The 21,278-nt window shown below is 39.9% G+C and carries 19 protein-coding genes and 1 rRNA gene; 3 read left to right on the forward strand and 17 right to left on the reverse strand.

The window, feature by feature from the left end; translation table 11 throughout:
• Window positions 1-4 precede the first annotated feature (4 nt).
• Together rrf and CH76_RS02210 are read right to left on the reverse strand one after the other, a co-directional pair.
• Window positions 5-119 (reverse strand): 5S ribosomal RNA (gene rrf / locus CH76_RS02205).
• Window positions 120-201: 82 nt separating this feature from the next.
• A complete protein-coding gene (locus CH76_RS02210) occupies window positions 202-1,284 on the reverse strand; it encodes a cysteine desulfurase family protein (protein ID WP_036142286.1) in 1,083 nt (360 codons plus the stop codon).
• 135 nt (window positions 1,285-1,419) lie between these two features.
• Between CH76_RS02210 and nadC the strand changes: the two genes are divergently transcribed.
• Both nadC and nadA read left to right on the forward strand, forming a co-directional pair.
• Window positions 1,420-2,280, forward strand: a complete 861-nt coding sequence (nadC, locus tag CH76_RS02215) for a carboxylating nicotinate-nucleotide diphosphorylase (protein WP_036142289.1) — start codon at window positions 1,420-1,422, stop codon at window positions 2,278-2,280.
• On the forward strand, window positions 2,267-3,367 hold the full coding sequence (nadA, locus tag CH76_RS02220) for a quinolinate synthase NadA (protein ID WP_036142291.1): 1,101 nt from the start codon (window positions 2,267-2,269) through the stop codon (window positions 3,365-3,367). Before nadC ends, nadA begins: the two co-directional genes overlap by 14 nt.
• A 40-nt stretch (window positions 3,368-3,407) precedes the next feature.
• On the opposite strand, the gene CH76_RS02225 is transcribed toward nadA, so the two are convergent.
• The 4 genes from CH76_RS02225 to CH76_RS02240 form a co-directional block, all read right to left on the reverse strand.
• Window positions 3,408-4,127, reverse strand: coding sequence for an SDR family oxidoreductase (locus CH76_RS02225; RefSeq protein ID WP_036142294.1), 720 nt, complete (start codon window positions 4,125-4,127; stop codon window positions 3,408-3,410).
• Window positions 4,128-4,377: 250 nt separating this feature from the next.
• Entirely contained in the window at window positions 4,378-5,343 is a 966-nt protein-coding gene (argF, locus tag CH76_RS02230) for an ornithine carbamoyltransferase (protein WP_036142302.1), read from the reverse strand.
• A gap of 129 nt (window positions 5,344-5,472) precedes the next feature.
• A complete protein-coding gene (locus CH76_RS02235; RefSeq protein WP_036142305.1) occupies window positions 5,473-6,561 on the reverse strand; it encodes a M42 family metallopeptidase in 1,089 nt (362 codons plus the stop codon).
• A 63-nt stretch (window positions 6,562-6,624) separates the two neighbouring features.
• The gene (locus CH76_RS02240; RefSeq protein WP_036142308.1) at window positions 6,625-7,107 is read right to left on the reverse strand and encodes a dUTP diphosphatase; all 483 of its coding nucleotides are present in this window, start codon (window positions 7,105-7,107) and stop codon (window positions 6,625-6,627) included.
• Between the two features lie 82 nt (window positions 7,108-7,189).
• Between CH76_RS02240 and CH76_RS02245 the strand changes: the two genes are divergently transcribed.
• Window positions 7,190-7,573 (forward strand): sigma-w pathway protein, encoded by a 384-nt coding sequence (locus tag CH76_RS02245; RefSeq protein WP_036142310.1) that lies wholly within the window; start codon window positions 7,190-7,192, stop codon window positions 7,571-7,573.
• Between the two features lie 62 nt (window positions 7,574-7,635).
• On the opposite strand, the gene CH76_RS02250 is transcribed toward CH76_RS02245, so the two are convergent.
• From CH76_RS02250 to citZ, 11 genes are all read right to left on the reverse strand, one after another.
• The gene (locus CH76_RS02250; RefSeq protein WP_036142314.1) at window positions 7,636-8,652 is read right to left on the reverse strand and encodes a glyceraldehyde-3-phosphate dehydrogenase; all 1,017 of its coding nucleotides are present in this window, start codon (window positions 8,650-8,652) and stop codon (window positions 7,636-7,638) included.
• 138 nt (window positions 8,653-8,790) lie between these two features.
• Entirely contained in the window at window positions 8,791-9,384 is a 594-nt protein-coding gene (coaE, locus tag CH76_RS02255) for a dephospho-CoA kinase (protein WP_036142318.1), read from the reverse strand.
• A gap of 17 nt (window positions 9,385-9,401) precedes the next feature.
• Window positions 9,402-10,274, reverse strand: coding sequence for a bifunctional DNA-formamidopyrimidine glycosylase/DNA-(apurinic or apyrimidinic site) lyase (gene mutM, locus CH76_RS02260; RefSeq protein WP_036142321.1), 873 nt, complete (start codon window positions 10,272-10,274; stop codon window positions 9,402-9,404).
• Between the two features lie 12 nt (window positions 10,275-10,286).
• A complete protein-coding gene (polA, locus tag CH76_RS02265) occupies window positions 10,287-12,908 on the reverse strand; it encodes a DNA polymerase I (protein ID WP_036142324.1) in 2,622 nt (873 codons plus the stop codon).
• Between the two features lie 86 nt (window positions 12,909-12,994).
• On the reverse strand, window positions 12,995-13,993 hold the full coding sequence (gene hflC, locus CH76_RS02270; RefSeq protein WP_036142327.1) for a protease modulator HflC: 999 nt from the start codon (window positions 13,991-13,993) through the stop codon (window positions 12,995-12,997).
• Window positions 13,977-14,933 carry an FtsH protease activity modulator HflK gene (gene hflK, locus CH76_RS02275; protein WP_036142331.1) on the reverse strand — a complete coding sequence of 319 codons (957 nt, stop codon included), beginning with the start codon at window positions 14,931-14,933 and terminating at the stop codon, window positions 13,977-13,979. The genes hflC and hflK overlap by 17 nt, the downstream gene beginning before the upstream one ends.
• A gap of 235 nt (window positions 14,934-15,168) precedes the next feature.
• Window positions 15,169-16,701, reverse strand: a complete 1,533-nt coding sequence (gene pnpS, locus CH76_RS02280) for a two-component system histidine kinase PnpS (protein ID WP_036142336.1) — start codon at window positions 16,699-16,701, stop codon at window positions 15,169-15,171.
• Window positions 16,698-17,405 carry a response regulator transcription factor gene (locus CH76_RS02285; protein ID WP_036142339.1) on the reverse strand — a complete coding sequence of 236 codons (708 nt, stop codon included), beginning with the start codon at window positions 17,403-17,405 and terminating at the stop codon, window positions 16,698-16,700. The genes pnpS and CH76_RS02285 overlap by 4 nt, the downstream gene beginning before the upstream one ends.
• Before the next feature lie 149 nt (window positions 17,406-17,554).
• Window positions 17,555-18,493 carry a malate dehydrogenase gene (gene mdh, locus CH76_RS02290; protein ID WP_036142342.1) on the reverse strand — a complete coding sequence of 313 codons (939 nt, stop codon included), beginning with the start codon at window positions 18,491-18,493 and terminating at the stop codon, window positions 17,555-17,557.
• 68 nt (window positions 18,494-18,561) lie between these two features.
• The gene (gene icd / locus CH76_RS02295) at window positions 18,562-19,830 is read right to left on the reverse strand and encodes an NADP-dependent isocitrate dehydrogenase (RefSeq protein ID WP_200877324.1); all 1,269 of its coding nucleotides are present in this window, start codon (window positions 19,828-19,830) and stop codon (window positions 18,562-18,564) included.
• Between the two features lie 84 nt (window positions 19,831-19,914).
• Window positions 19,915-21,030, reverse strand: a complete 1,116-nt coding sequence (citZ, locus tag CH76_RS02300; RefSeq protein ID WP_036142364.1) for a citrate synthase — start codon at window positions 21,028-21,030, stop codon at window positions 19,915-19,917.
• Window positions 21,031-21,278 lie beyond the last annotated feature (248 nt).

Raw genomic sequence — 21,278 nt, forward strand, 5'->3', positions numbered from 1 at the left:
TGTTGCCTAGCGATGTTCTACTCTCGCAGGGGCTAACCCCAACTACCATCGACGCTAAAGAGCTTAACTGCCGTGTTCGGGATGGGAACGGGTGTGACCTCTTTGCCGTAGTCACTAGACATTGTCTCAAGGACAAAACCTATTGTATATCGTAATTCATTTTAATGCAATACTTTTTATAAAAAAAATTAAAATTGTTTTTTAACCATGCACTTTATTCAGTGTTTGCGCGAGGTTTAGAACATTTTCTATTGTTGTATATGCGCCTGTAGAAATACGAAAGAAGCGCCTAGTCGACTCCTTTTCATAGCCCATAGCCTGTACTGCCTTTGTACCATCTTCATTAAATATATCACATGCGCTACCTGTTGAAATAGCGAAGCCATATTGATTAGCACTTAACATTATATATTGCCCTTCAAACTTTTCACTAATCACACCATAAATCGAAGGCAATTGATTTGTACTTGTAAGTACTGTGAAGTCTGCTGTGAGATTAGCTATAAAATAATCACGTAGCTGTTGCTGATACTTTATATCATAGGTAAATAATTGCACAGCACGAGCAAAGGCAATAATTGCTGGTGTATCTAATGTACCTCCACGCAATCCACGCTCATGAGTAACACCTGGCATTAAGGAAGTTACTTTTATCCGTGGATTTAAATAGATGGCGCCACATCCTTTAGGACCGCCAATTTTATGGGCAGAAATTGTCATCGCGTCTAGTCCAGCAGGAATGGTTATTTTGCCAAAAGATTGCACACAGTCACAATGCACCAACACACTTCTTTCTGTTGCAAGCTGTATAATTTCCTTAATAGGCTGTACTGCTCCCGTTTCAGAATTCACCTGTTGAATCGAAATCAATGCGGTATTGTGTGTAATAGCTGCCTCTAGTTCTATTAATGACACGCTACCATTTTGCTGTAAAGGCAATTTTGTAATCGTATATCCTTCACGCTGTAAAATATTCATAGCCGCATGAACAGATGTATGCTCTGCCTGAGTTGTAATAATATGACGCTTTCCGCTCGCGCGCGCTAAGCTAACAATAGTTATAATATTTCCTTCTGTACCGCTCCCCGTAAATATCACGCCATCTGTACTTACCCCTAATTTTGCAGCAATTATTTTACGTGCTGTTGCCACACAATCTTTTGCCCGGCTCCCTTCATCATGCAAGCTTGAGGCATTACCGTATATGTTACGTGCTGTTTGTGCATAAATGTCAATAACCTCTTCGCTCATTGGTGTTGTTGCTGCATAGTCAAAATAAATCACCGCTTGCACCTCCTCTTGTATTATCTATTTTTTTATGTAAAAATTATGTGACAAGACATGTGTCAATATATTATTTAGCATAACGTATTTTCACTGAAAATGTTACAAGATTTTATTTAAGAAAGGACTACTCATATGAATGTAATTAAGCTCGACCTTCTATTAAAACAATTTTTTAATGAAGATATTGGTGACGGGGATTTATCAAGTGAGTTTTTATTTTCACCAAATGATCTAGGTAGCTTTACTTTTTTTGCAAAAGATGATGGTATTTTTTGCGGTGAACAAATTATTATGCGCGGCTTTCGTTTATTAGATCCCAGTATCCGCATTATTTCATGTAAGCGGGATGGTGACACGATTCGTTATGGCGATACGATTGCAGTTATTAACGGCCCACTCCCTGTGCTATTAACAGGCGAGCGCGTCATTTTAAATTTAGTACAGCGCATGTGCGCCATTGCTACAATGGCAAAGCGAGCTATGAATGAAACCGCAGGTACTGCTGCGCGCGTTTGTGATACACGTAAAACGATGCCAGGCTTACGTATGCTTGATAAATATGCTGTGCGGGTTGGTGGGGCTTTTAACCATCGTAGCGGACTTTATGATGCTATTATGCTAAAAGATAATCATATCGCCTTTGCAGGTGGCATTACGCGTGCCGTTAGTTTAGCGCGCGCTCGTGTAGGTCATACCGTTAAAATCGAAGTCGAAATTGAAACTAAAGCACAATTAGAAGAAGCGATTGCTGCACAAGCAGATATTATTATGTTTGATAACTGCTCTCCTGAGACAATTAAGGAGTGGTTGCCGCTTGTACCTGAGCATATCGCTACAGAGGCATCAGGTGGCATTACGATTGATACCATCGCAGCTTATGCAGCCTCGGGTGTAGCATGGATTTCATTAGGTGCATTAACCCACTCTGTAGAAGCATTTGATATTAGTGCATTAGTAGAATCGAAAGGGGCAATTCAAGTTGGCAATTCCTGAATTACTACAAACTACAACATTACCAAATCATTACCGTGACCTATCAGTAGAAGAAATGACTCTGCGCATCACACAGATTAAAGCACAACTAGGTGACGCTCTTTTTATCCCAGGCCATCATTACCAAAAAGATGAGGTCATTCAATTTGCAGATGTAGCAGGCGACTCGCTACAACTTGCACAGCTCTGTGAAAGTAATACAAAAGCTAAGCATATTGTTTTTTGCGGTGTGCACTTTATGGCAGAGACCGCGGACATGCTCACTACAAATGAGCAAGCCGTCTATTTGCCTGATATGCGTGCAGGCTGCTCTATGGCTGATATGGCAGACATCTATCAAACAGAAGCAGCATGGCCTATTTTGCAACAACTTTTTGGTGATACGATTTTGCCATTAACCTACGTTAACTCTACAGCTGCGATTAAATCATTTGTTGGCACACACGGAGGAGCTTGTGTTACTTCTTCTAATGCTAAAAAGATGGTGGCGTGGGCACTCACGCAAAAAGAGCGTATTTTCTTTTTACCTGATCAGCATCTTGGTCGTAATACAGCCTTTGATTTAGGCATACCTTTAGAAGCAATGGCGGTATGGAATCCACAAACCAATACACTAGAAACAGACCAAGACCCTGCAACAATTAAGGTTATTTTATGGAAGGGCCATTGTTCTGTACATGAGGGCTTCTCAACAGCACAAATTGACCATGTTAGAGAAACACACCCTACTATGCGAGTAATTGTACACCCTGAGTGTAGTCGTGAGGTTGTAGCAGCAAGCGACGACGCAGGCTCGACAAAATATATCATTGATAAAATTGAAGCGGCACCTGCAGGTTCGCAGTGGGCAATTGGTACAGAAATGAATCTTGTCAACCGACTTATTGCGCAGCACCCTGACAAAAAAATCATTTCACTCAATCCTTATATGTGCCCTTGCCTAACAATGAATCGCATTGACCTTGCACACTTATTATGGTCACTTGAAAGCATTGTCGCAGGTACACCTCAAAATCAAATTACTGTGGATGCTCATACTACAAAGCAGGCTAAACTTGCCTTAACACGTATGCTTGAGCGCGTCTAAAGTAAAAGCAGGTCATGTAACGTCACATGGCCTGCTTTTTTTACATATTTGCATCTGTTATTGCTGGCACTGTAATCTCTTTTACACAAGCTATAGGTGAAAGTGCTGTAATACATTTAATTAATGCGACCATATCTTGCACAGGGATACGCGTACCTTCATAAGCTGCTATCGCCGCTTCAGCACCTGCTTCAAAAGGTATTTCTGCAGCTAGCTCACCAGGGTTAATACAAGTAACAGCAATACTATCCTCGCGCACATGCTCTCGGAGAGCCTCTGCTATACCGCGTACCGCATATTTAGAAGCTACAAACGTTACTTGCTTATTGTTAGCGCCATTTAAACCAGCTGTTGACCCAATAAAAATAAATTTACCCGCTACTGCACGGCGTACATGAGGTAATAATGCTTGGCAATACGTAATAGCTGATGTGACATTACTGCTAATCATTGTTGCAATAAAAGCAGGGTTGTCCGCGTCGAAGGTATAATCGTCCTCAAAACCTCGTTCTTCCCAAATGCCCACATTATAAATCACAACATCAATGGCCTGTTGCCCTAACGCTTGCTTTAATGTACTAATCCCATGCTGTGTTGCCATATCTATTGGTAACCAGTGTCTTATGACGCCATCTGTTAACGACAAACTTGCTGGCTTTGAGCGCGCAATTAGCCATACGGTATCTCCCTTACTAGGCAATCCTTTTGCAAAGGCATCTCCTAATCCCTTGCTTGCACCAATAATTAAATATGCTGTCATTTACTTCACCTCTGCTCTAGCATAGCGACTAACTGCTACATTAGGTACTAGACATTAGGCTGAAATGCAAAAAAGCAACTTACAGCGCCTCCCGTAAGTTGCTTTACTATGTAATTGATTAGATCATCCCCCTGGAATCATTAACCAACCGTAAAATGCTTGCCCCCTGGCGCCCATTTCACTTTTACTGCGACCTAATGATTTGACCACCTTGCCAAACCCTTAAGCTATAGAACCCCCATACCCCAATTTATGCAAGCACTGAAGCAAGAACTGCTTTTTGTGCATGTAAACGATTTTCAGCTTGTTCAAAAATATATGAATTTGGACCATCAATTACAGATGTCGCTACCTCTTCCTCGCGGTGTGCTGGTAAGCAATGTAAGAACATGTAATCTGGCTTGGCATGCGCTACAAGTGCATCATTAATTTGATACGCCTTAAAGTCTTCTAAGCGCTTCGCAGCTTCTTCTTCCTGCCCCATTGATGTCCAAACATCAGCATAAATCACATCAGCATTCGTTGCAGCTGCTACTGGATCATGTGTTGTAGTTACTGTACTGCCATTAGCTTTAGCAATTGCCTGTGCTTTAGCCATAATAGTCGCATCACACTCATAACCTGGTGGTGTGGCTACTACAATATCAGCACCAACATGTGCGGCTCCTACAACTAATGAGTGAGCTACGTTATTACCATCACCAACATAAGCAATTTTTAAGCCTTTGAGTTCGCCTTTATTTTCGGCGATTGTCTCTAAATCAGCTAATGCCTGACAAGGATGATAAATATCAGTTAAGCCATTAATGACAGGAATGTTAGCATGCTCAGCTAATTCCTTAACCATTTCATGAGAATTAGCGCGAATCATAATACCATCAAGGTAGCCAGATAATACGTGAGCCGTGTCATAAATTGACTCCCCACGTCCGATTTGTAAGTCACGTGCGTGCATATACATGCCCTTACCACCTAGCTGATTCATACCAACTTCAAATGAAATACGTGTACGTGTCGAGTGCTTTTCGAAAATCATACCTAGTGTTTTACCTTCTAAAAGGGTTGGGCACTTGCCAGCCTTTGTAATAATTTTTAATTGCGTTGCAAGGTCTACTAAGCCTTGTACTTCTTCACTCGTGTAATCGAGTAGTGTTAATAAATCTTTGCCTTGTAGGCTCGTCACTAATTTTAGTTGTACTTCTTCTAACAATTTCATTGCGCTCTCTCCTTGTTACTTGCTGTTAATCACAGTATATCAATGTATAAATATTAAGTCAACTGAATTTTTATGTTTTATCAGAAAATAAAAAAAAGGTAAAGTCCAACGTGGACTCTACCTTATAAATTAGTTAAATGTAATCTCATTTACTTTATCGCGATCTAAGCGTTTAATTACTTCTACTACTAATTTTACAGCATTATTATAATCTTCACGGTGTAAAATGCTTGCATGTGAATGAATATAACGAGTTGCTACAGTAATAGCCATAGCAGGTACACCATTTTGTGTAATATGAATAGAGCCCGCATCTGTACCGCCACCTGACATCGCATCATATTGGAATGGGATGTTAAGTTCTTCTGCTGTATCTACCACAAAATCACGTAAACCTTTATGTGATACTAATGAAGCATCATACACAATGATTTGTGGTCCTTTACCAATTTCGCTTGTCGAATCTTTAGCAGATACACCAGGTGTATCACCTGCAACACCTACGTCAACAGCAAAACCGATATCAGGATTGATTTTATGCGTTGCTGTTTTTGCTCCGCGTAGGCCTACTTCTTCTTGCACATTACCTACACTATAAATAATATTTGGGTGTGATTCGTTTTCAAATGCACGCATCACGTCAATCGCAATCGCACAGCCAATACGATTATCCCACGCTTTAGCTAATAAATAATTTTCATTTTGCATAATATTAAATTCGAAGTACGGTGTAATCATATCGCCAGGTGCAATACCCGCTTGCTCAGCTTCTTCTTTAGAAGCTACACCTACATCAATAAACATATCTTTAATATCTACCACTTTATTACGCTCTGCTGCTGGTAAAATATGCGGCGGCTTTGAGCCAATTACACCGATAATTTCCTTACCTTTACGCGTTGTAATTGTAACACGTTGCGCTAGCATTACTTGGCTCCACCAACCACCAACTGTTTGGAACTTCACAAAGCCCTTGTCGTCAATACGCGTTACCATAAAGCCTACCTCATCAAGGTGACCGGCTACCATAATTTTAGGACCGTTTTCATCGCCTACTTTTTTTGCAATAAGGCTACCTAAGCCATCCAATTCAATTTCGTCAGCTACTGGTGCTAAGTACTTTTTCATTACCTCGCGTGGTGCGCGCTCATTACCTGCAATACCGTTTGCATCTGTTAATTCTTTAAACATTTGCAGTGTTTCATCTAGTTTCGTCATGTTGTCCCCTCCAAATTTAAACTACTTACCTATTATATATCAAATAGCGTGAAAATTCACGATTTAATAGCCGCTACGCTGGCGCGCGTAGTTTTCTTCGTTTTTTGCGATATAGGCACGCACAATATCTTCAGGTGTAAAGCCTAAATTATACGCAAGTAGTGCATAGCTATCCCAAATAGCTGTGTAGGTATTTTCTGTTGGCGAATTTAAAAAGGTAATAATATCTGCTTGTGCACGCAAAAATAACTCTGTTAAATTATGAGATTGCTCAGTAATTTGCCATTCTTCAAATGCTAACTCACGCATAATGCCTAGTGATAACATAAAGTGAATAGAGTCCACAAACTCCTCTAAAATAACTTCACGTGCTGATGGACCCTTTGTACTCCAAAATTTAAAGCATCGTGTTTCATTCGCTAGCTCGCCTAGCTCTACAAGTAGCGCAAGCCCTTTCTCACGAAAAACATCATGCGTAATATTTTGGGTTTTCTCGATAAATGCATCTAGTGCCGCCTGCATTTCAAATAACTTTTGTAAATTCATTTAAACTCTCCTTATTTTGAAACCTTTTATGTTACTAATCGTAAATGAAAGAATAGCCTTTGTACAAGGGGGAATATCAATTATGGCATTACTCATTCGTTTAGTGATTATTGCCCTTATCATTTATGCCTTTTACCGCGGTGTGCGCTATTTGTTAGATCCTAAGCGAAAACTCGATGAGGCGCATCAAAAAGGGCAGTTTTATTTTTATGATGATGTAAAAAATGTGCGCAAAAACTTTTTTATTACGTATCGCGGTGCATTATTTGAAGGTGAAAAATACTTAGGTACAACAGACCAAGCATTTGAGGTTGTCTCCATTTTAATCAGCACGCCAGATATTGCGCGTCTGCAAGGCTTTACGCGAGATGATTTTATTTATTTAACTAAAGAAATTACCATCAATTACCCTCATGCGGATATTACATGGCAAGGTCCAATTGAAGATCTAATGAAAAAAGCTTAGCAACTATGCTAGGCTTTTTTTCATTAAAAAAACGAGGCGGCAATGCCACCCCGTTTTGTAAATTATGCATTTACTGTACTAAGTTCGTTAGCAACGCGTGCTGTTAAATCTACTACGCGAGCTGAGTAGCCCCACTCGTTATCGTACCAAGCTAGTACTTTAACTTTGCGGTCACCAATTACCATTGTTGTTAAGCCATCAACTGTTGATGAGAATGTTGTTGTGTTGAAGTCAGAAGAAACAAGTGGCTCCATTGTGAAGTTAAGGATGCCTTTCATTGGACCTTCAGCCGCTTTACGGAACGCGTCGTTTACTTCTTCAGCTGTAACATCTTTGTTTAAATCTACTACTAAGTCTACTAAAGAAACATTTGGTGTTGGCACACGTAATGCCATACCGTGTAGTTTACCTTTAAGCTCTGGTAATACTAATGTTAATGCTTTAGCAGCGCCTGTAGATGTTGGAATGATAGATGACGCACAGTTACGTGCACGACGTAAATCTTTATGTGGGTTATCTAAGTTATTTTGGTCATTTGTGTATGCATGTACAGTTGTCATTAAACCATTGTTAATGCCAAATGTATCATTTAATACTTTAGCTACTGGAGCTAGGCAGTTTGTTGTGCAAGAAGCGTTAGAGATTACTTCGTGCTTAGAAAGGTCTAGTAACTCATCGTTAACGCCAAGTACTACTGTAATATCTTCGTTTGTACCTGGTGCTGTTAAGATTACTTTTTTCGCGCCTGCTTCAATGTGTTTTGCCGCGCCAGAACGTTCGTTGAATTTACCTGTTGCTTCAATTACAACTTCAACGCCCATTGCTGCCCAAGGTAATTTTGCTGGGTCACGTTCGCTAATTAATTTAACTTCTTTACCGTTTACGATTAATGCATTGTCGCCTACTTCAACTGTACCTTCGAATGGACCGTGATTTGTATCGTATTTGATTAAGTGTGCTAATGTCTCAGCTGGGTAGCTTGCGTTTACCGCAACAATATTTAAACCTTGTGTCATCGCTTGACGGAAAACCATACGTCCGATGCGACCAAAACCATTAATAGCAATAGAAACTGTCATTGGAAAATCCTCCTGTAAATGCAATTATAATTGTGTTTTCTTTATACGTTGATTAGTATAGCACATTTTAAAATTTGTGAAACCTATTAACGTAACAAAACAATAGTTATTTTTTTCAGATTACTTTTTCAGACATAATTAAATGATATGCCACTCCGTTAAAATACGCGATAACTGTACAGCCGCTTGTTCCTCACTGCCATTATTATAAATAACAGCATTTGCGCCCGCTTCTTTAACAGACATCGGCAATTGCGAGCGAATACGCGCAAGTGCGTCCGCTTCGCTCAATCCATTACGTGCCATTAAGCGCGCTAATTGGACATCCTCTTTTACGGATACTACGATGATTTTTTCGACATAATGCTGTAGTTTACTCTCAAATAATAACGGGATATCCATTACGACATGCTGATGACCATTTGTGACATACTCATCACGTTGGCGTAGCATCTCTGTACGTATCGCTGGATGAATAATGTCATTTAATACATTACGTTTGGCTGGCTCATGGAAAATCAATTGCCCTACATACTCCCGATCCATCGTACCATCTTCACATAATGCCGCCTCACCAAATGCTGCTACAATTTTAGCGAGTGTTGGTGAGCCTGGCTCTACTACATCACGTGCTACTTGATCAGCATCAACGATAGGTAGCTTATAACCACGCATCATTTTTGCTACTGTACTCTTACCACTGGCAATGCTGCCTGTTAATCCTATAATCATACTTCCGTTCCCCTTTGTTAATGTTGACATCTACCGCAATACGTAGAGGTACGACCTGCAATGGTCTCCTGCAACGTTGGCTCACCACAAAGTGGGCAAACCTTTTTGCCGTACATTTGTAAATAATCTTGCATACCGCCAGCCTCGCCGTTAATATTTCGATAATCGGAAATAGACGAGCCACCACGGTCAATACTTTGTTGTAATACTGTTGTAATAGCTATAAATAGCGCACGTTTTTGTGACTCATGTAATTGTCCTGTTACGTGTGTTGGTCGAATACGCTCATGAAATAACGCCTCTGTCGCATATATATTACCGCAGCCCGAAATGACATGACCATCCATAATAACTTCCTTGATTGCTTTTTTTGCATACTTTGGCAACTCACTCTGCGCTAAAAAGAAAGCATAGGCATCATCATCAAATGGCTCAGGTGCCATCTTTAATAAAGGCGGATGATCGCTTAACTCGCGCACAAGGCGACACTCACCAAAGCGGCGAATGTCAGCATATACTAGCATCGTATCATCCGTAAATGTCAGGATGACATGGGCATGTTTGCGAAATTTTTCCTCTCGAATTTCATTAAGGGTATGTACCGTAAACCATGCACCTGTCATACCTAAATGATTGATTAGCACATACGGCTCACCCTGCTTCATTAAATGTAAAAAGATATATTTTGAGCGACGCTCTACTTGTATAATTTGCATACCTTCTAGCGCTTCGGCAAAGGCAGTTGGTTCACTGCCCTTCACAATACTTTGCTTGCCTGCGCGATGTGATGCAATCACAACAGGCGATATGTCAACATGTTTTATTGTTTTTCCTTCTATTATAGGGCGCAGTTCACGCACTACTCCCTCTACCTCTGGTAACTCTGGCATTTTACCGCCTCCTTACTTTGCATCATACCAAGTTGGCCCGTACGAATAATCCACCTTAAGTGGTACAGAAAGCGCAACGGTATTTTCCATAACTTCTGGTACGATTTGTATTAAACGCTCAATCTCATCTTGCGGCGCTTCGAAAATTAATTCGTCATGCACTTGTAGTAACAGTCGCGTACGTAACCCTTCTTTTTGTAAGCGCGCATTCATATCAATCATAGCTTTTTTAATAATGTCTGCCGCACTCCCTTGAATTGGTGTGTTCATTGCTGTACGCTCTGCAAAGCTACGCACATTAAAGTTACTACTCGCTAAGTCAGGTAAATAACGGCGACGATTTAATAATGTAGAGACATAGCCGTCCTTCTTCGCAATTTCTACGATATCCTCCATGTATTGCTTAACACCTGGGAATACCTCGAAATACTTATCAATAAAGGTCTTAGCCTCTTTACGTGGAATATCGAGATTTTGTGACAAACCATAATCACTAATACCATAAACAATACCAAAGTTAACAGCCTTAGCTGCACGACGCATATTGCCATCTACTGCTTCACGCGCTACATGAAAAACATCCATAGCTGTACGCGTATGAATATCCATACCTTCCTTAAAGGCACTCACTAAGTTTTCGTCTTGTGACATATGCGCAAGAACACGCAACTCAATTTGAGAGTAATCTGCCGCAAATAATACCCAGTCCTTTTCAGAAGCAACAAAAGCTTGGCGAATTTTGCGTCCTTCTTCTAAACGAATTGGAATGTTTTGAAGGTTAGGGTCTGTTGAACTTAAGCGTCCAGTTGCTGTTAATGCTTGTTGGAAGCGCGTATGCACCTTATGGTCGTCGTGGATTTCTTTTAATAAGCCCTCAATATATGTTGATTGTAGTTTGCCTAGTTGACGGTATTGTAAAATATATTCAATAATAGCGTGCTGTGGACGTAGCTTTTCTAATACATCTGCTGCCGTAGAGTAACCCGTCTTTGTTTTTTTAACAGGGGGTAGTCCTAGTTGTTCAAATAAAATGACACCAAGTTGTTTTGGAGAGTTAATATTAAACTCACTACCCGCAAGTTCGTAAATCGCTTGCTCTAGTTTGTGTAACTTTGTTGTAAGTTGCTCACCCATTACCTGTAGTGTTTCAGCATTAACTGTAATCCCTTCACTTTCCATCGCGCTTAAAATCGCTGCTAATGGTAACTCTAGCTCATTGTAAAGAGTAAACTGCTCCTTATCCTTTAATGCCGCTTCGACTTTAGGCTGTACACTATAAATGGCATGTGCAATGCGCCCAACATGCTGTGCAAGTACTGACTGCTCAGGCACTTGCCATTTTGCTCCCTTACCATAAATAGCCTCTGTCGTTTGCACACCACCATAGCCATAATCTTCAGCTAATGGTGCTACATCTACACCTGAACGCGCAGGATTATCAATATAAGCGGCTAATAATAAATCAAACGCCACATGGTTAAGTGGTAAATCAAAGCGTAAAAGTGCTGCACGGGCTGCTTTACTATCACTCACATACTTTACGCTATCACCTGCTAGCCAATCCGTTAATAATGTACTTTGCTTCGCTACCTCAAACGGAATATAGTAGCTATGGTCACCATTACTTAAACCTAGCCCTAAAATGGCACAGTTATGATAACGTTCATTTTCTAACTCTACATGGAGTGCCATTGGGGATGTAAGCATCTGTGCTGTCACTTCATCCACACATCGTACATCTAATGCTTCTGCCTCTACTACTGCAGTCGTTGTATCACGCTTCGCTAACAATGTTTTAAATTGTAGTTCTTCATAAATTGCTGTAACTGCCTCGCTATCCTCGCCCTCATAGGCTAAATCATCAAGGCCAATTGTAATCGGTGCTTCTACTAAAATTGTAGCTAGCTCTTTACTCATAAAGGCTTGTTCACGATTATCAATCAATTTCTCTTTCATTTTAGATGGTTTCATATCACTTACATGCTCATAAAGATTCTCGATAGAACCATACTCTTTCAATAATTTAATGGCTGTTTTTTCGCCAATGCCTGGTACACCAGGGATATTATCAGATTTATCACCCATTAACCCTTTCATATCAATAATCTGCAAAGGCGTTAGCCCGTATTTTTCTTCAATGAAGGCAGGGGTATATGCATCAATATCTGTAATGCCTTTACGCGTAATTTGCACAGTAATATGCTCGCTCGCTAGTTGCGTTAAATCCTTATCACCTGAAATAACAATAATTTCATCGCCCTGTGCCTCTGCTTGACGTGCGAGTGTGCCAATAATATCATCTGCCTCATAATTTGGTAACTCATAGCGCGCAATATGATAGGCATCAATTAATTTTCGGATGTATGGAAATTGTTCACTAAGCTCTGAGGGTGTTTTATCGCGTCCACCTTTATATGCCTCGTAAGTGCTGTGGCGGAAAGTTGTTTTGCCTGCATCAAATGCCACTAGCATTTTAGTTGGCTTAATATCCGTTACGATACGCTCTAGCATCATGGTAAAACCGTACGTCGCGTTTGTAAAAACACCTTTATCATTCGTTAATTGTGGTAGCGCAAAAAATGCACGGTACGCTAAACTATTACCATCAATTAATACGATTTTTTCTTTTGTCATATAATGCCCACGTCCTTTTGTGTAATAAAAAATCTCTTTTCTATTTTACCATGTCACCACGGTGAAAAGAAAAGAGACTGCGCTTGTTATTTTGTTTGACCTGTTAGCATACGAGCATACGGTGAGTCTGCTGGTAAGATAATCATTGTATCATCACCAACTGTTTTTTTGTAAGACTCTAGCGTACGGTAAAGTGAGTAAAACTCTGGGTCTTTAGAGAAAGATTTATTATAAATTTTCGCCGCTTCTTCCTCACCTTGTGCAATAATTACAGCTGCATCTTTATTAGCTGTCGCTAGTAGTTCTTGTACTTCACGATCGGTTTGTGCCTCAATACGGCGCTTTGCTGCATCCCCTTCGGATAAATAGCGCTGTGCAGTAGATTGGCGCTCCGAAATCATACGCGTATAAATTGATTGCTCATTTTCCTTTGGTAAATCTGTGCGACGAATACGTACATCAACTACCTCGATACCATAGTTATCCTGTGCTAGTAATTCATTGACCTTTTTAGTAACACGGTCATTAATGCCCCCGCGTGACGACTCATCATCACTAATAATTTCGCCGTACTCCAATTGACCAACATCATTACGTACCACCGAATAAATAAATTCCTCCATACGACGCTCTACATTAGCAATCGTACCTGCATTAGTAATTAATGCGCGCGGGTCAATTATGCGCCATACCGCATAATTATCAATAATAATACGTTTTTTATCTTTAGTATTCATTTCTTCCTCTAAGCTATCATACATTTGTTGATTACTAGGTAAGGTCGATATACTTTGGATAAAAGGAATTTTCATGTATAACCCTGGGGTTTTTTCAAATTTTACAACTTCACCAAACTGGCGTACCACTTTATATTCATTTTCACGCACAATATACACATTGGCAAATAACGTAACTAATACAGCAAAAATAGCTGTTACTACAATTGTTGTAGGTAACCATTTTTTAAAAGAGAAAGGCTCTTTAGGTGACACAGGTATTGTTGAAGTAGATGGCGGCTTAGGCTTATCGCTTCCACCCTTTAAAAAACGAAGCACTTTACTAATATCATCATTTTTTTCCGTCATTCTTCTCACCCTCCTGTTGCATCATTTGGAGCGGTAAATATTTCATTGTGCTACCGTCATCCTTCATAATATAAATTTGTGCTTTAGGTAATACGCTTTCGAGTGTTTCAATGATTAAACGCTCACGAGTGATTTGCTTGTTGCCACTATACTGTGCATATAGCTTATCAAATACAGCAACATCCCCCTGCGCTTGCTGAATGCGGGCAGTCTTTGCTCCCTCTGCCTTAGAAATAATTGCGTCTTTTTCCCCTTGGGCCTCACTTGAACGTTGGTTTTTATATTTATTAGCCTCATTGGTTTTCGTTGACTTTGTTTCACGCGCATCGGTTACTGCAGTAAAGGCTGCACGTACCTCCTCATTAGGTAACTCAATCTCCTGGAGTTTAACACCTAAAATACCCACACCAATATCATAACGCTCCATCAGTTTTACTAATAAATCCCGCGTATCTGCCTCAATATCTGCCTTACCTTCTGTCAGCGCCGCATCAATGGTCGAACTACCAATAATCGAGCGGATAGCGCTTGACGTAGCACTATGTAAAATTTTCTTTGGATCCTCTGAATCAAATAAATATTTCACAGGATCTGTAATCTTCCATTGTACAACTAAATTTGTCAGCACAATATATTCGTCACCTGTTATCATTTTAGTTTCTAATGCTTTAGGTTCTTTTTCGAGCGCTTTTAAATCGCTCTCCTTATAGCCAAAGTTCAAGCTAAATGTTTCCTTTGATAGTACTTTAACTTGTTGTACAGGCCATGGCATTTTAAAATGAAGCCCTGACTCTGTTACAGTGTTAGTTGCTTTACCAAATGTAATCACAACCGCTTGCTCCGACTCATCAACCGTATACCACGACGTAATTACTGTAACTAACCCCACAGCTGCTAATAATGTTAGCGCTACAAGTAGTAATGCACGTTTCACACTCATACAACCCCTCCTCAATTATTCTCTCTCTTTTACGCACTACCACAGCAAAAAGTTTCAAAAAAAAGACCTCTACTAGCTCAATGTGAGCTAATAAAGGCAACAAAAGAAACTAAGACAAAGTGGTGAGCTCGAAGGAACTCTAGCAGCTTGTATCTGCTTAACAGTAGGGGGTTTCTACAGTTCTTACTATAACCCCCATTTGTTAATCTAACATACAACTATTGTAAAGGTTTTGTTAAGATGATTTAGGTATAGCTACAATCATATTCGTCCCCTTACCTACTTCACTTTTCACTGCAATTTTCCCATGATGGGCTTCTACAAAGTGTTTTACAATCGCAAGACCTAACCCTGTGCCGCCAGAGTTACGGCTACGCGCACGGTCCACGCGGTAAAAGCGTTCAAACAAACGCGGGATTTCTTTTTCTTCAATACCAATGCCTTGGTCTTCAATTTCTAAAATACCGTATGTTTCGTCTTCTTTTAACCGAATGGTTACGACTGTATTTTCTGGCGAATAGTTAATGGCATTGGTGATAAGGTTAGTTACAACTTGCATAAGGCGGTTAGCATCGCCGCTTACCATTACATCATGGTCAATCTCCACATTAAACGCCATATTTTTATCCTCAAGACGCTGTGCGGTAAGCTCAGCTCCTTGTATAACAATTTCGCGCATACTGGTTGGCATTAAGGTAATGGCATAACTTTGTTGCTCAATTTTTGATAGCTCTAATAAATCTTGCACAAGCATTTGCAGGCGATTACTTTCCTTATGAATAATTTCAAGGAAGGATAGTAACATTGCCTCGTCTTTATAAGCACCATCAAGTAAGGTTTCCGAAAATCCCTTAATTGACGTAATTGGTGTACGAAGCTCATGCGAGACATTAGCCACAAAGTCTTTGCGCACCTGCTCCAATCGAATTAAATCAGTAATATCATGTAACACAATAACAACACCTAACCAGCGTCCATGATCTCCAATAACAGGAGCACCATACGCTTCATGATGCCTTGTTTCTGTACCATGTGTCACTTGGATTTGTTTGCGGTAAGGCATCTCCGTTAAAAATACATGGTCAATAAATGCCGTAACCGTTTCAGGCAGACCAATTGTTCGAAACACCTTATCCTGCACATCTGCTATCTCTAATGAAAAACGCTCTAAAAAAACGCGGTTAACAATTGTAATATTACCTTCACGGTCAATCATCATTAATGAGCTACCCATATTTTCAATTAAGGTTTTTAATCGCTCATCCTCGACCTTTCGTGTGGTTGTTAAATCTTGTAGACTACGCGCCAGCATATTTAGGGTATTGCTTAATGGCAAATTAGCATTAAACTCATCCTCATATGTCCGTGCACGGTAATTACCCTTTGATAGCTCTTGAGCCATTTTAATTGCTGCGTCAACAGGCTCGGTATATTTCATAATAATTTTACGTGACACAAACATAGTAAATAAATAACCGCCCACTAATACAATAAAAACTGTAATAATGATTTGTTTGGCTACCTTCTCTACACGCTCTTGCTCATCATCACGCACAACAGCGGTAATAAGTGCCTTGCGCTCATCGTCGCTAATAGCCCATTGCTTTGTCGTTTGCTCAATAGCGTGCTTTGTATGACGCTCATCCTCAGCATTAAACTGGCTCATATAAATAGGAAAAAGCTGCCCTATAATCAAACCCAGGACAGCTAACACAATGCCAGTAAACAACATTAACGTGGCGTAAATATGGTTCCCTGTTGACTTCATAGGGCACGTGGCTCCTCAAATTTATAGCCAAGTCCACGAATAGTTTTAATAAAAATAGGCTTACGGCTATTTTCTTCGATTTTATCGCGCAAATGACTAATATGCACATCCACAATGCGCGTATCACCCGCAAAATCGTAATTCCATACAGCACTTAATAATTGATCACGCGTTAATACACGATTTTTATTTTCTAGTAAATATAGCAATAACTCAAATTCCTTCGGGGTAAACTCTAGTGAGTTTTCGCCTAAAAAAACCTCAAAGCGTTCAGGGTATACTTTTAATTCACCAAACTCATAGACGCGCTCTACTTGTAACGTTGGCTCAACAATAGTTGGCGCAAATCTTCGCAATACAGCCTTCACACGAGCAATAACCTCACGTGGGCTGAAGGGCTTTGTCATATAGTCATCCGCACCTAGCTCAAGTCCTAACACCTTATCAAACTCATCATCACGCGCAGTTAGCATAATAATAGGTGTATTCATTTGTTGCTGGCGTAGTAATTTACACATTTCCATGCCATCTAATTTAGGCAACATTAAATCAAGCAGTATTAAATCGGGTTGAATTGCAAGTGCCTTATCAAAGCCCTCTTGTCCGTCATTTGCCGTCTCTACCGCAAAACCTGCTTGCTCTAAATTGTACTTTAATAATGTAGCAATGGATAATTCGTCTTCAACAACTAAAATTTTTTTCATTTGGTATTGCCTCCGTTCTATATTTGAAACCCCCATTTCAAATAAGCGACACAATCTTTACAATAAGAATAACAATGTTTTCACAAAAGTACAAATCAACTCGTAAAAAAGCGGTAAAGTCTTTATGACCTTACCGCTCTAGCTTAAATTTACGCCAAAATATTTTTGACAGCGCGCACTGCTTCAGCTGATGCATCTAGCGCTGCTTGTTCTTCTTCGGTTAATGTTAATTCAAAGATTTTTTCGATACCATTTGCGCCAAGTAATGTTGGTACACCTAAGTATAAATCATTATAACCATACTCACCTTCTAAATAAGCAATTGAAGGTAGAATACGCTTTTGGTCTTTTAAAATTGCTTCTGCCATTTCCACCATTGCAGCTGCTGGTGCATAATAAGCTGAGCCATTGCCAAGTAAATTAACAATTTCTGCGCCACCTTTACGTGTGCGGTCAACAATTTCTTCTAAGCGCTCAGGTGAAATTAATGATGTTAGTGGAATGCCACCAGCAAACGAATAACGTGTTAATGGCACCATTGTATCGCCGTGACCACCTAATACAAAGCCTGTAATATCCTTAACTGAAATATTTAACTCCTCTGCAATAAACGCGCGGAAGCGTGCTGTATCTAAGACGCCCGATTGACCAATTACACGATTTTTAGGGAAGCCTGTTTCTTTGTATACGGTATATGTCATTGCATCTACAGGATTTGTTAAAACAATAACTGTCGCATTCGGCGAATACTTAGCAATTTCTTTGGCAACTGCCTTCATTACCTTTTGGTTAATTTGCACAAGATCATCACGCGTCATACCTGGCTTACGTGCAACGCCTGCAGTAATTAACACTACATCCGAATCCTTTGTATCTGCGTAATCTGCCGTACCTGTAACATATGAATCAAAGCCTTGAATTGGTGCTGCTTGCCACATATCAAGTGCCTTACCCTTCGTTGGGTTTTCTGCATCAGGAATATCAAGTAATACTACATCGCCCAACTCTTTTTGTGCTGCTAAAAATGCTGCTGTTGCACCTGTGTAACCACTACCGATTACTGAGATTTTTTTACGTTGTAATGTCATTATCAATCACTCCTCATTTTATATGTAAAAAAAGGGAGGAGAATTTTCTTCTCCTCCCTCAGTTTGAATTAAAGGTTTGTAATTAATTCGTTAGCGAACTCAGAACATTTAACTTCTTTAGCGCCGTCCATTAGACGAGCGAAGTCATATGTTACAACTTTAGAAGAGATTGTTTTCTCAACTGAAGCTGTTACTAAGTCAGCTGCTTCTTGCCATCCTAAGTGCTCAAGCATTAATACGCCTGAAAGTAATACTGAAGATGGGTTTACTTTATCAAGACCTGCGTATTTTGGAGCTGTACCGTGAGTAGCTTCAAAGATAGCGTGACCAGTTACGTAGTTGATGTTAGCACCTGGAGCGATACCAATACCACCAACTTGTGCAGCTAGTGCGTCAGAGATATAGTCACCGTTTAAGTTCATTGTAGCAACTACGTCGAACTCTTTAGGGCGAGTTAAGATTTGTTGTAAGAAGATATCAGCGATTGAATCTTTTACGATGATTTTGCCAACTGCTTCAGCGTCTGCTTGTGCTTTGTTAGCTGCTTCTTCGCCGTCTGCTTCTTTAATTTTATCGTACTGAGCCCAAGTGAATACTTTATCGCCGTATTCGCGCTCAGCAAGATCGTAACCCCATTGTTTAAATCCACCCTCAGTGAATTTCATGATGTTACCTTTGTGTACTAATGTTACAGAAGGTTTGTTGTGTTTAATTGCATACTCGATTGCAGAACGCACTAAACGCTCAGTACCTTCTTTAGATACTGGCTTAATACCGATACCTGAAGTTTCTGGGAAACGGATGTTTTTAACGCCCATTTCTTCTTGTAAGAAGTCGATTACTTTCTTAACTTCTGGAGAACCTTCAGCGTACTCGATACCAGCGTAGATATCTTCAGTGTTTTCGCGGAAGATAACCATTTCAACATCTTCTGGACGTTTAACTGGTGATGGAACACCGTCAAAGTGACGTACTGGACGTAAACATACGTATAAATCTAATTGTTGACGTAATGCTACGTTTAGGGAACGAATACCGCCACCGATTGGTGTAGTAAGAGGACCTTTAATTGCAATTAAGTACTCATTGATTTTGTCTAGTGTATCTTGTGGTAACCACTCACCAGTTTTGTCGAATGCTTTTTGACCAGCTAAAACTTCTAACCACTCGATTTTTTTCTCGCCGTTATAAGCTTTTTCTACTGCTGCGTCAATTACGCGTGATGCTGCTGCCCAGATATCTGGACCAATTCCGTCACCCTCGATGAAAGGAATTACTGGATTGTTAGGTACATTAAGTACACCGTTTTCAACTACAATTTTGTTTGTCATTGTGATTGTTTCCTCCTAAATATCATAATCATAGGACTGTGCTAACATTCAAACACAGCCCTACTTTATAGTATAACCTTATGTTAAAAATTAACGTTCGTCAATTGGAACGTATTTTTGCATACCAGGACCTACGTACTCAGCACGTGGGCGGATTAAGCGGTTGTTAGCATATTGCTCAAGGATATGCGCAACCCAACCTGAAGTACGTGACACAGCAAATACTGGCGTGAATAAATCATGCTCAATACCTAATGAGTCATAAACTGATGCTGAGAAGAAGTCAACGTTAGCTGGTAATTTCTTTTGCTCAACAATCATATCATGAATTTTAACTGACATTTCGTAAAGTTCTGGTTTGCCAGTTAATTTCGTTAATTTTTCTGACATTGTACGTAGGTGCGGTGCACGTGGATCACCTTTACGGTATACACGGTGACCGAAGCCCATGATTTTTTCTTTGTTATCTAATTTACCTTGGATGTATGGCTCAACATTATCAAGCGTACCAATTTCAGATAACATTTTCATAACTTGCTCGTTAGCGCCGCCATGTAATGGACCTTTAAGTGCGCCAATTGCTGCTGTAACGCCTGAATAAACATCAGAAAGTGTTGCAACACATACGCGAGCAGTAAACGTAGATGCGTTTAATTCATGGTCAGCATGTAACACTAATGCTTTGTCAAATGCTTCGATTTCGATTTCTTTTGGCTCTTCACCTTTTAGCATGTATAAGAAGTTAGCTGCATAGCCAAGCTCTGGTTTTGGCTCGATTGGCTCTAAACCTTTACGGATACGAGAGAAAGCTGTTACTACAGTTGCAATTTTAGCTTGTAGCTTAATTGCTTTACGGTAGTTAGCCTCTGTGCTCATATCGTCTGCTTCAGCGTCAAATACACCTAGTGCTGATACTGCTGTACGTAATGCAGCCATTGGGTGAACTGTATCTAATGGGAATGTACGGAACTGGTCAATAACGGCTTTGTCTACTGACATGTTATCCGCTAATTGTTGCTTTAACTCAGCAAGTTCATCTGCTTTTGGTAAACGTGTGTGCCATAATAAGTAAACTACTTCTTCAAATGACGCGTTCTCTGCTAAATCGTCGATGTTGTAACCCACGTAAGTAAGTGTGTCATCAATGATCGAACTAATTTTAGATTCCGCTGCTACGATACCTTCTAAACCTTTAGTTGCTGTCATAAAAAATCGCTCCCTTTTACAATAAAATTTAAGTGTTGCACATGCGCTGTGCAATATTCATCTGCTCATAAATGAATAGTTAAGTAAATCGCTTACATTGCTATTATAATAAATTTTGTCATCTTTGTGAATGAAAAGGGATTAAATAAAGAAAAATCAGTTTTTTCGATGGTTTTCTTACTTTAAACAGATTTTTTAGGACTAAGTAAGTATGATTTCCTAAAAAACTCCTTTATTACTTCACAAAA

This window comes from Lysinibacillus sp. BF-4 (assembly GCF_000743635.1).
GTDB classification, from domain to species: Bacteria; Bacillota; Bacilli; order Bacillales_A; family Planococcaceae; genus Metalysinibacillus; species Metalysinibacillus saudimassiliensis.

Bases quoted from the DNA above. Each gene is read 5' to 3' on its own strand.
- hflC (WP_036142327.1), bottom strand. From the start codon at position 13,993: ATGACGGAAAAAAATGATGATATTAGTAAAGTGCTTCGTTTTTTAAAG.
- mdh (WP_036142342.1), bottom strand. From the start codon at position 18,493: ATGACATTACAACGTAAAAAAATCTCAGTAATCGGTAGTGGTTACACA.
- mutM (WP_036142321.1), bottom strand. From the start codon at position 10,274: ATGCCAGAGTTACCAGAGGTAGAGGGAGTAGTGCGTGAACTGCGCCCT.
- CH76_RS02250 (WP_036142314.1), bottom strand. From the start codon at position 8,652: ATGACAGTTTCTATTGCTATTAATGGTTTTGGTCGCATCGGACGTATG.
- hflK (WP_036142331.1), bottom strand. From the start codon at position 14,933: ATGAGTGTGAAACGTGCATTACTACTTGTAGCGCTAACATTATTAGCA.
- pnpS (WP_036142336.1), bottom strand. From the start codon at position 16,701: ATGAAGTCAACAGGGAACCATATTTACGCCACGTTAATGTTGTTTACT.
- coaE (WP_036142318.1), bottom strand. From the start codon at position 9,384: ATGATTATAGGATTAACAGGCAGCATTGCCAGTGGTAAGAGTACAGTA.
- CH76_RS02240 (WP_036142308.1), bottom strand. From the start codon at position 7,107: ATGAATTTACAAAAGTTATTTGAAATGCAGGCGGCACTAGATGCATTT.
- argF (WP_036142302.1), bottom strand. From the start codon at position 5,343: ATGAAATTGTTAGAAGAAGTACAACTAAAATTAGTGACGAGCCTACAA.
- CH76_RS02225 (WP_036142294.1), bottom strand. From the start codon at position 4,127: ATGACAGCATATTTAATTATTGGTGCAAGCAAGGGATTAGGAGATGCC.
- polA (WP_036142324.1), bottom strand. From the start codon at position 12,908: ATGACAAAAGAAAAAATCGTATTAATTGATGGTAATAGTTTAGCGTAC.
- CH76_RS02285 (WP_036142339.1), bottom strand. From the start codon at position 17,405: ATGAAAAAAATTTTAGTTGTTGAAGACGAATTATCCATTGCTACATTA.
- nadC (WP_036142289.1), top strand. From the start codon at position 1,420: ATGAATGTAATTAAGCTCGACCTTCTATTAAAACAATTTTTTAATGAA.
- citZ (WP_036142364.1), bottom strand. From the start codon at position 21,030: ATGACAGCAACTAAAGGTTTAGAAGGTATCGTAGCAGCGGAATCTAAA.
- CH76_RS02245 (WP_036142310.1), top strand. From the start codon at position 7,190: ATGGCATTACTCATTCGTTTAGTGATTATTGCCCTTATCATTTATGCC.
- CH76_RS02235 (WP_036142305.1), bottom strand. From the start codon at position 6,561: ATGACGAAACTAGATGAAACACTGCAAATGTTTAAAGAATTAACAGAT.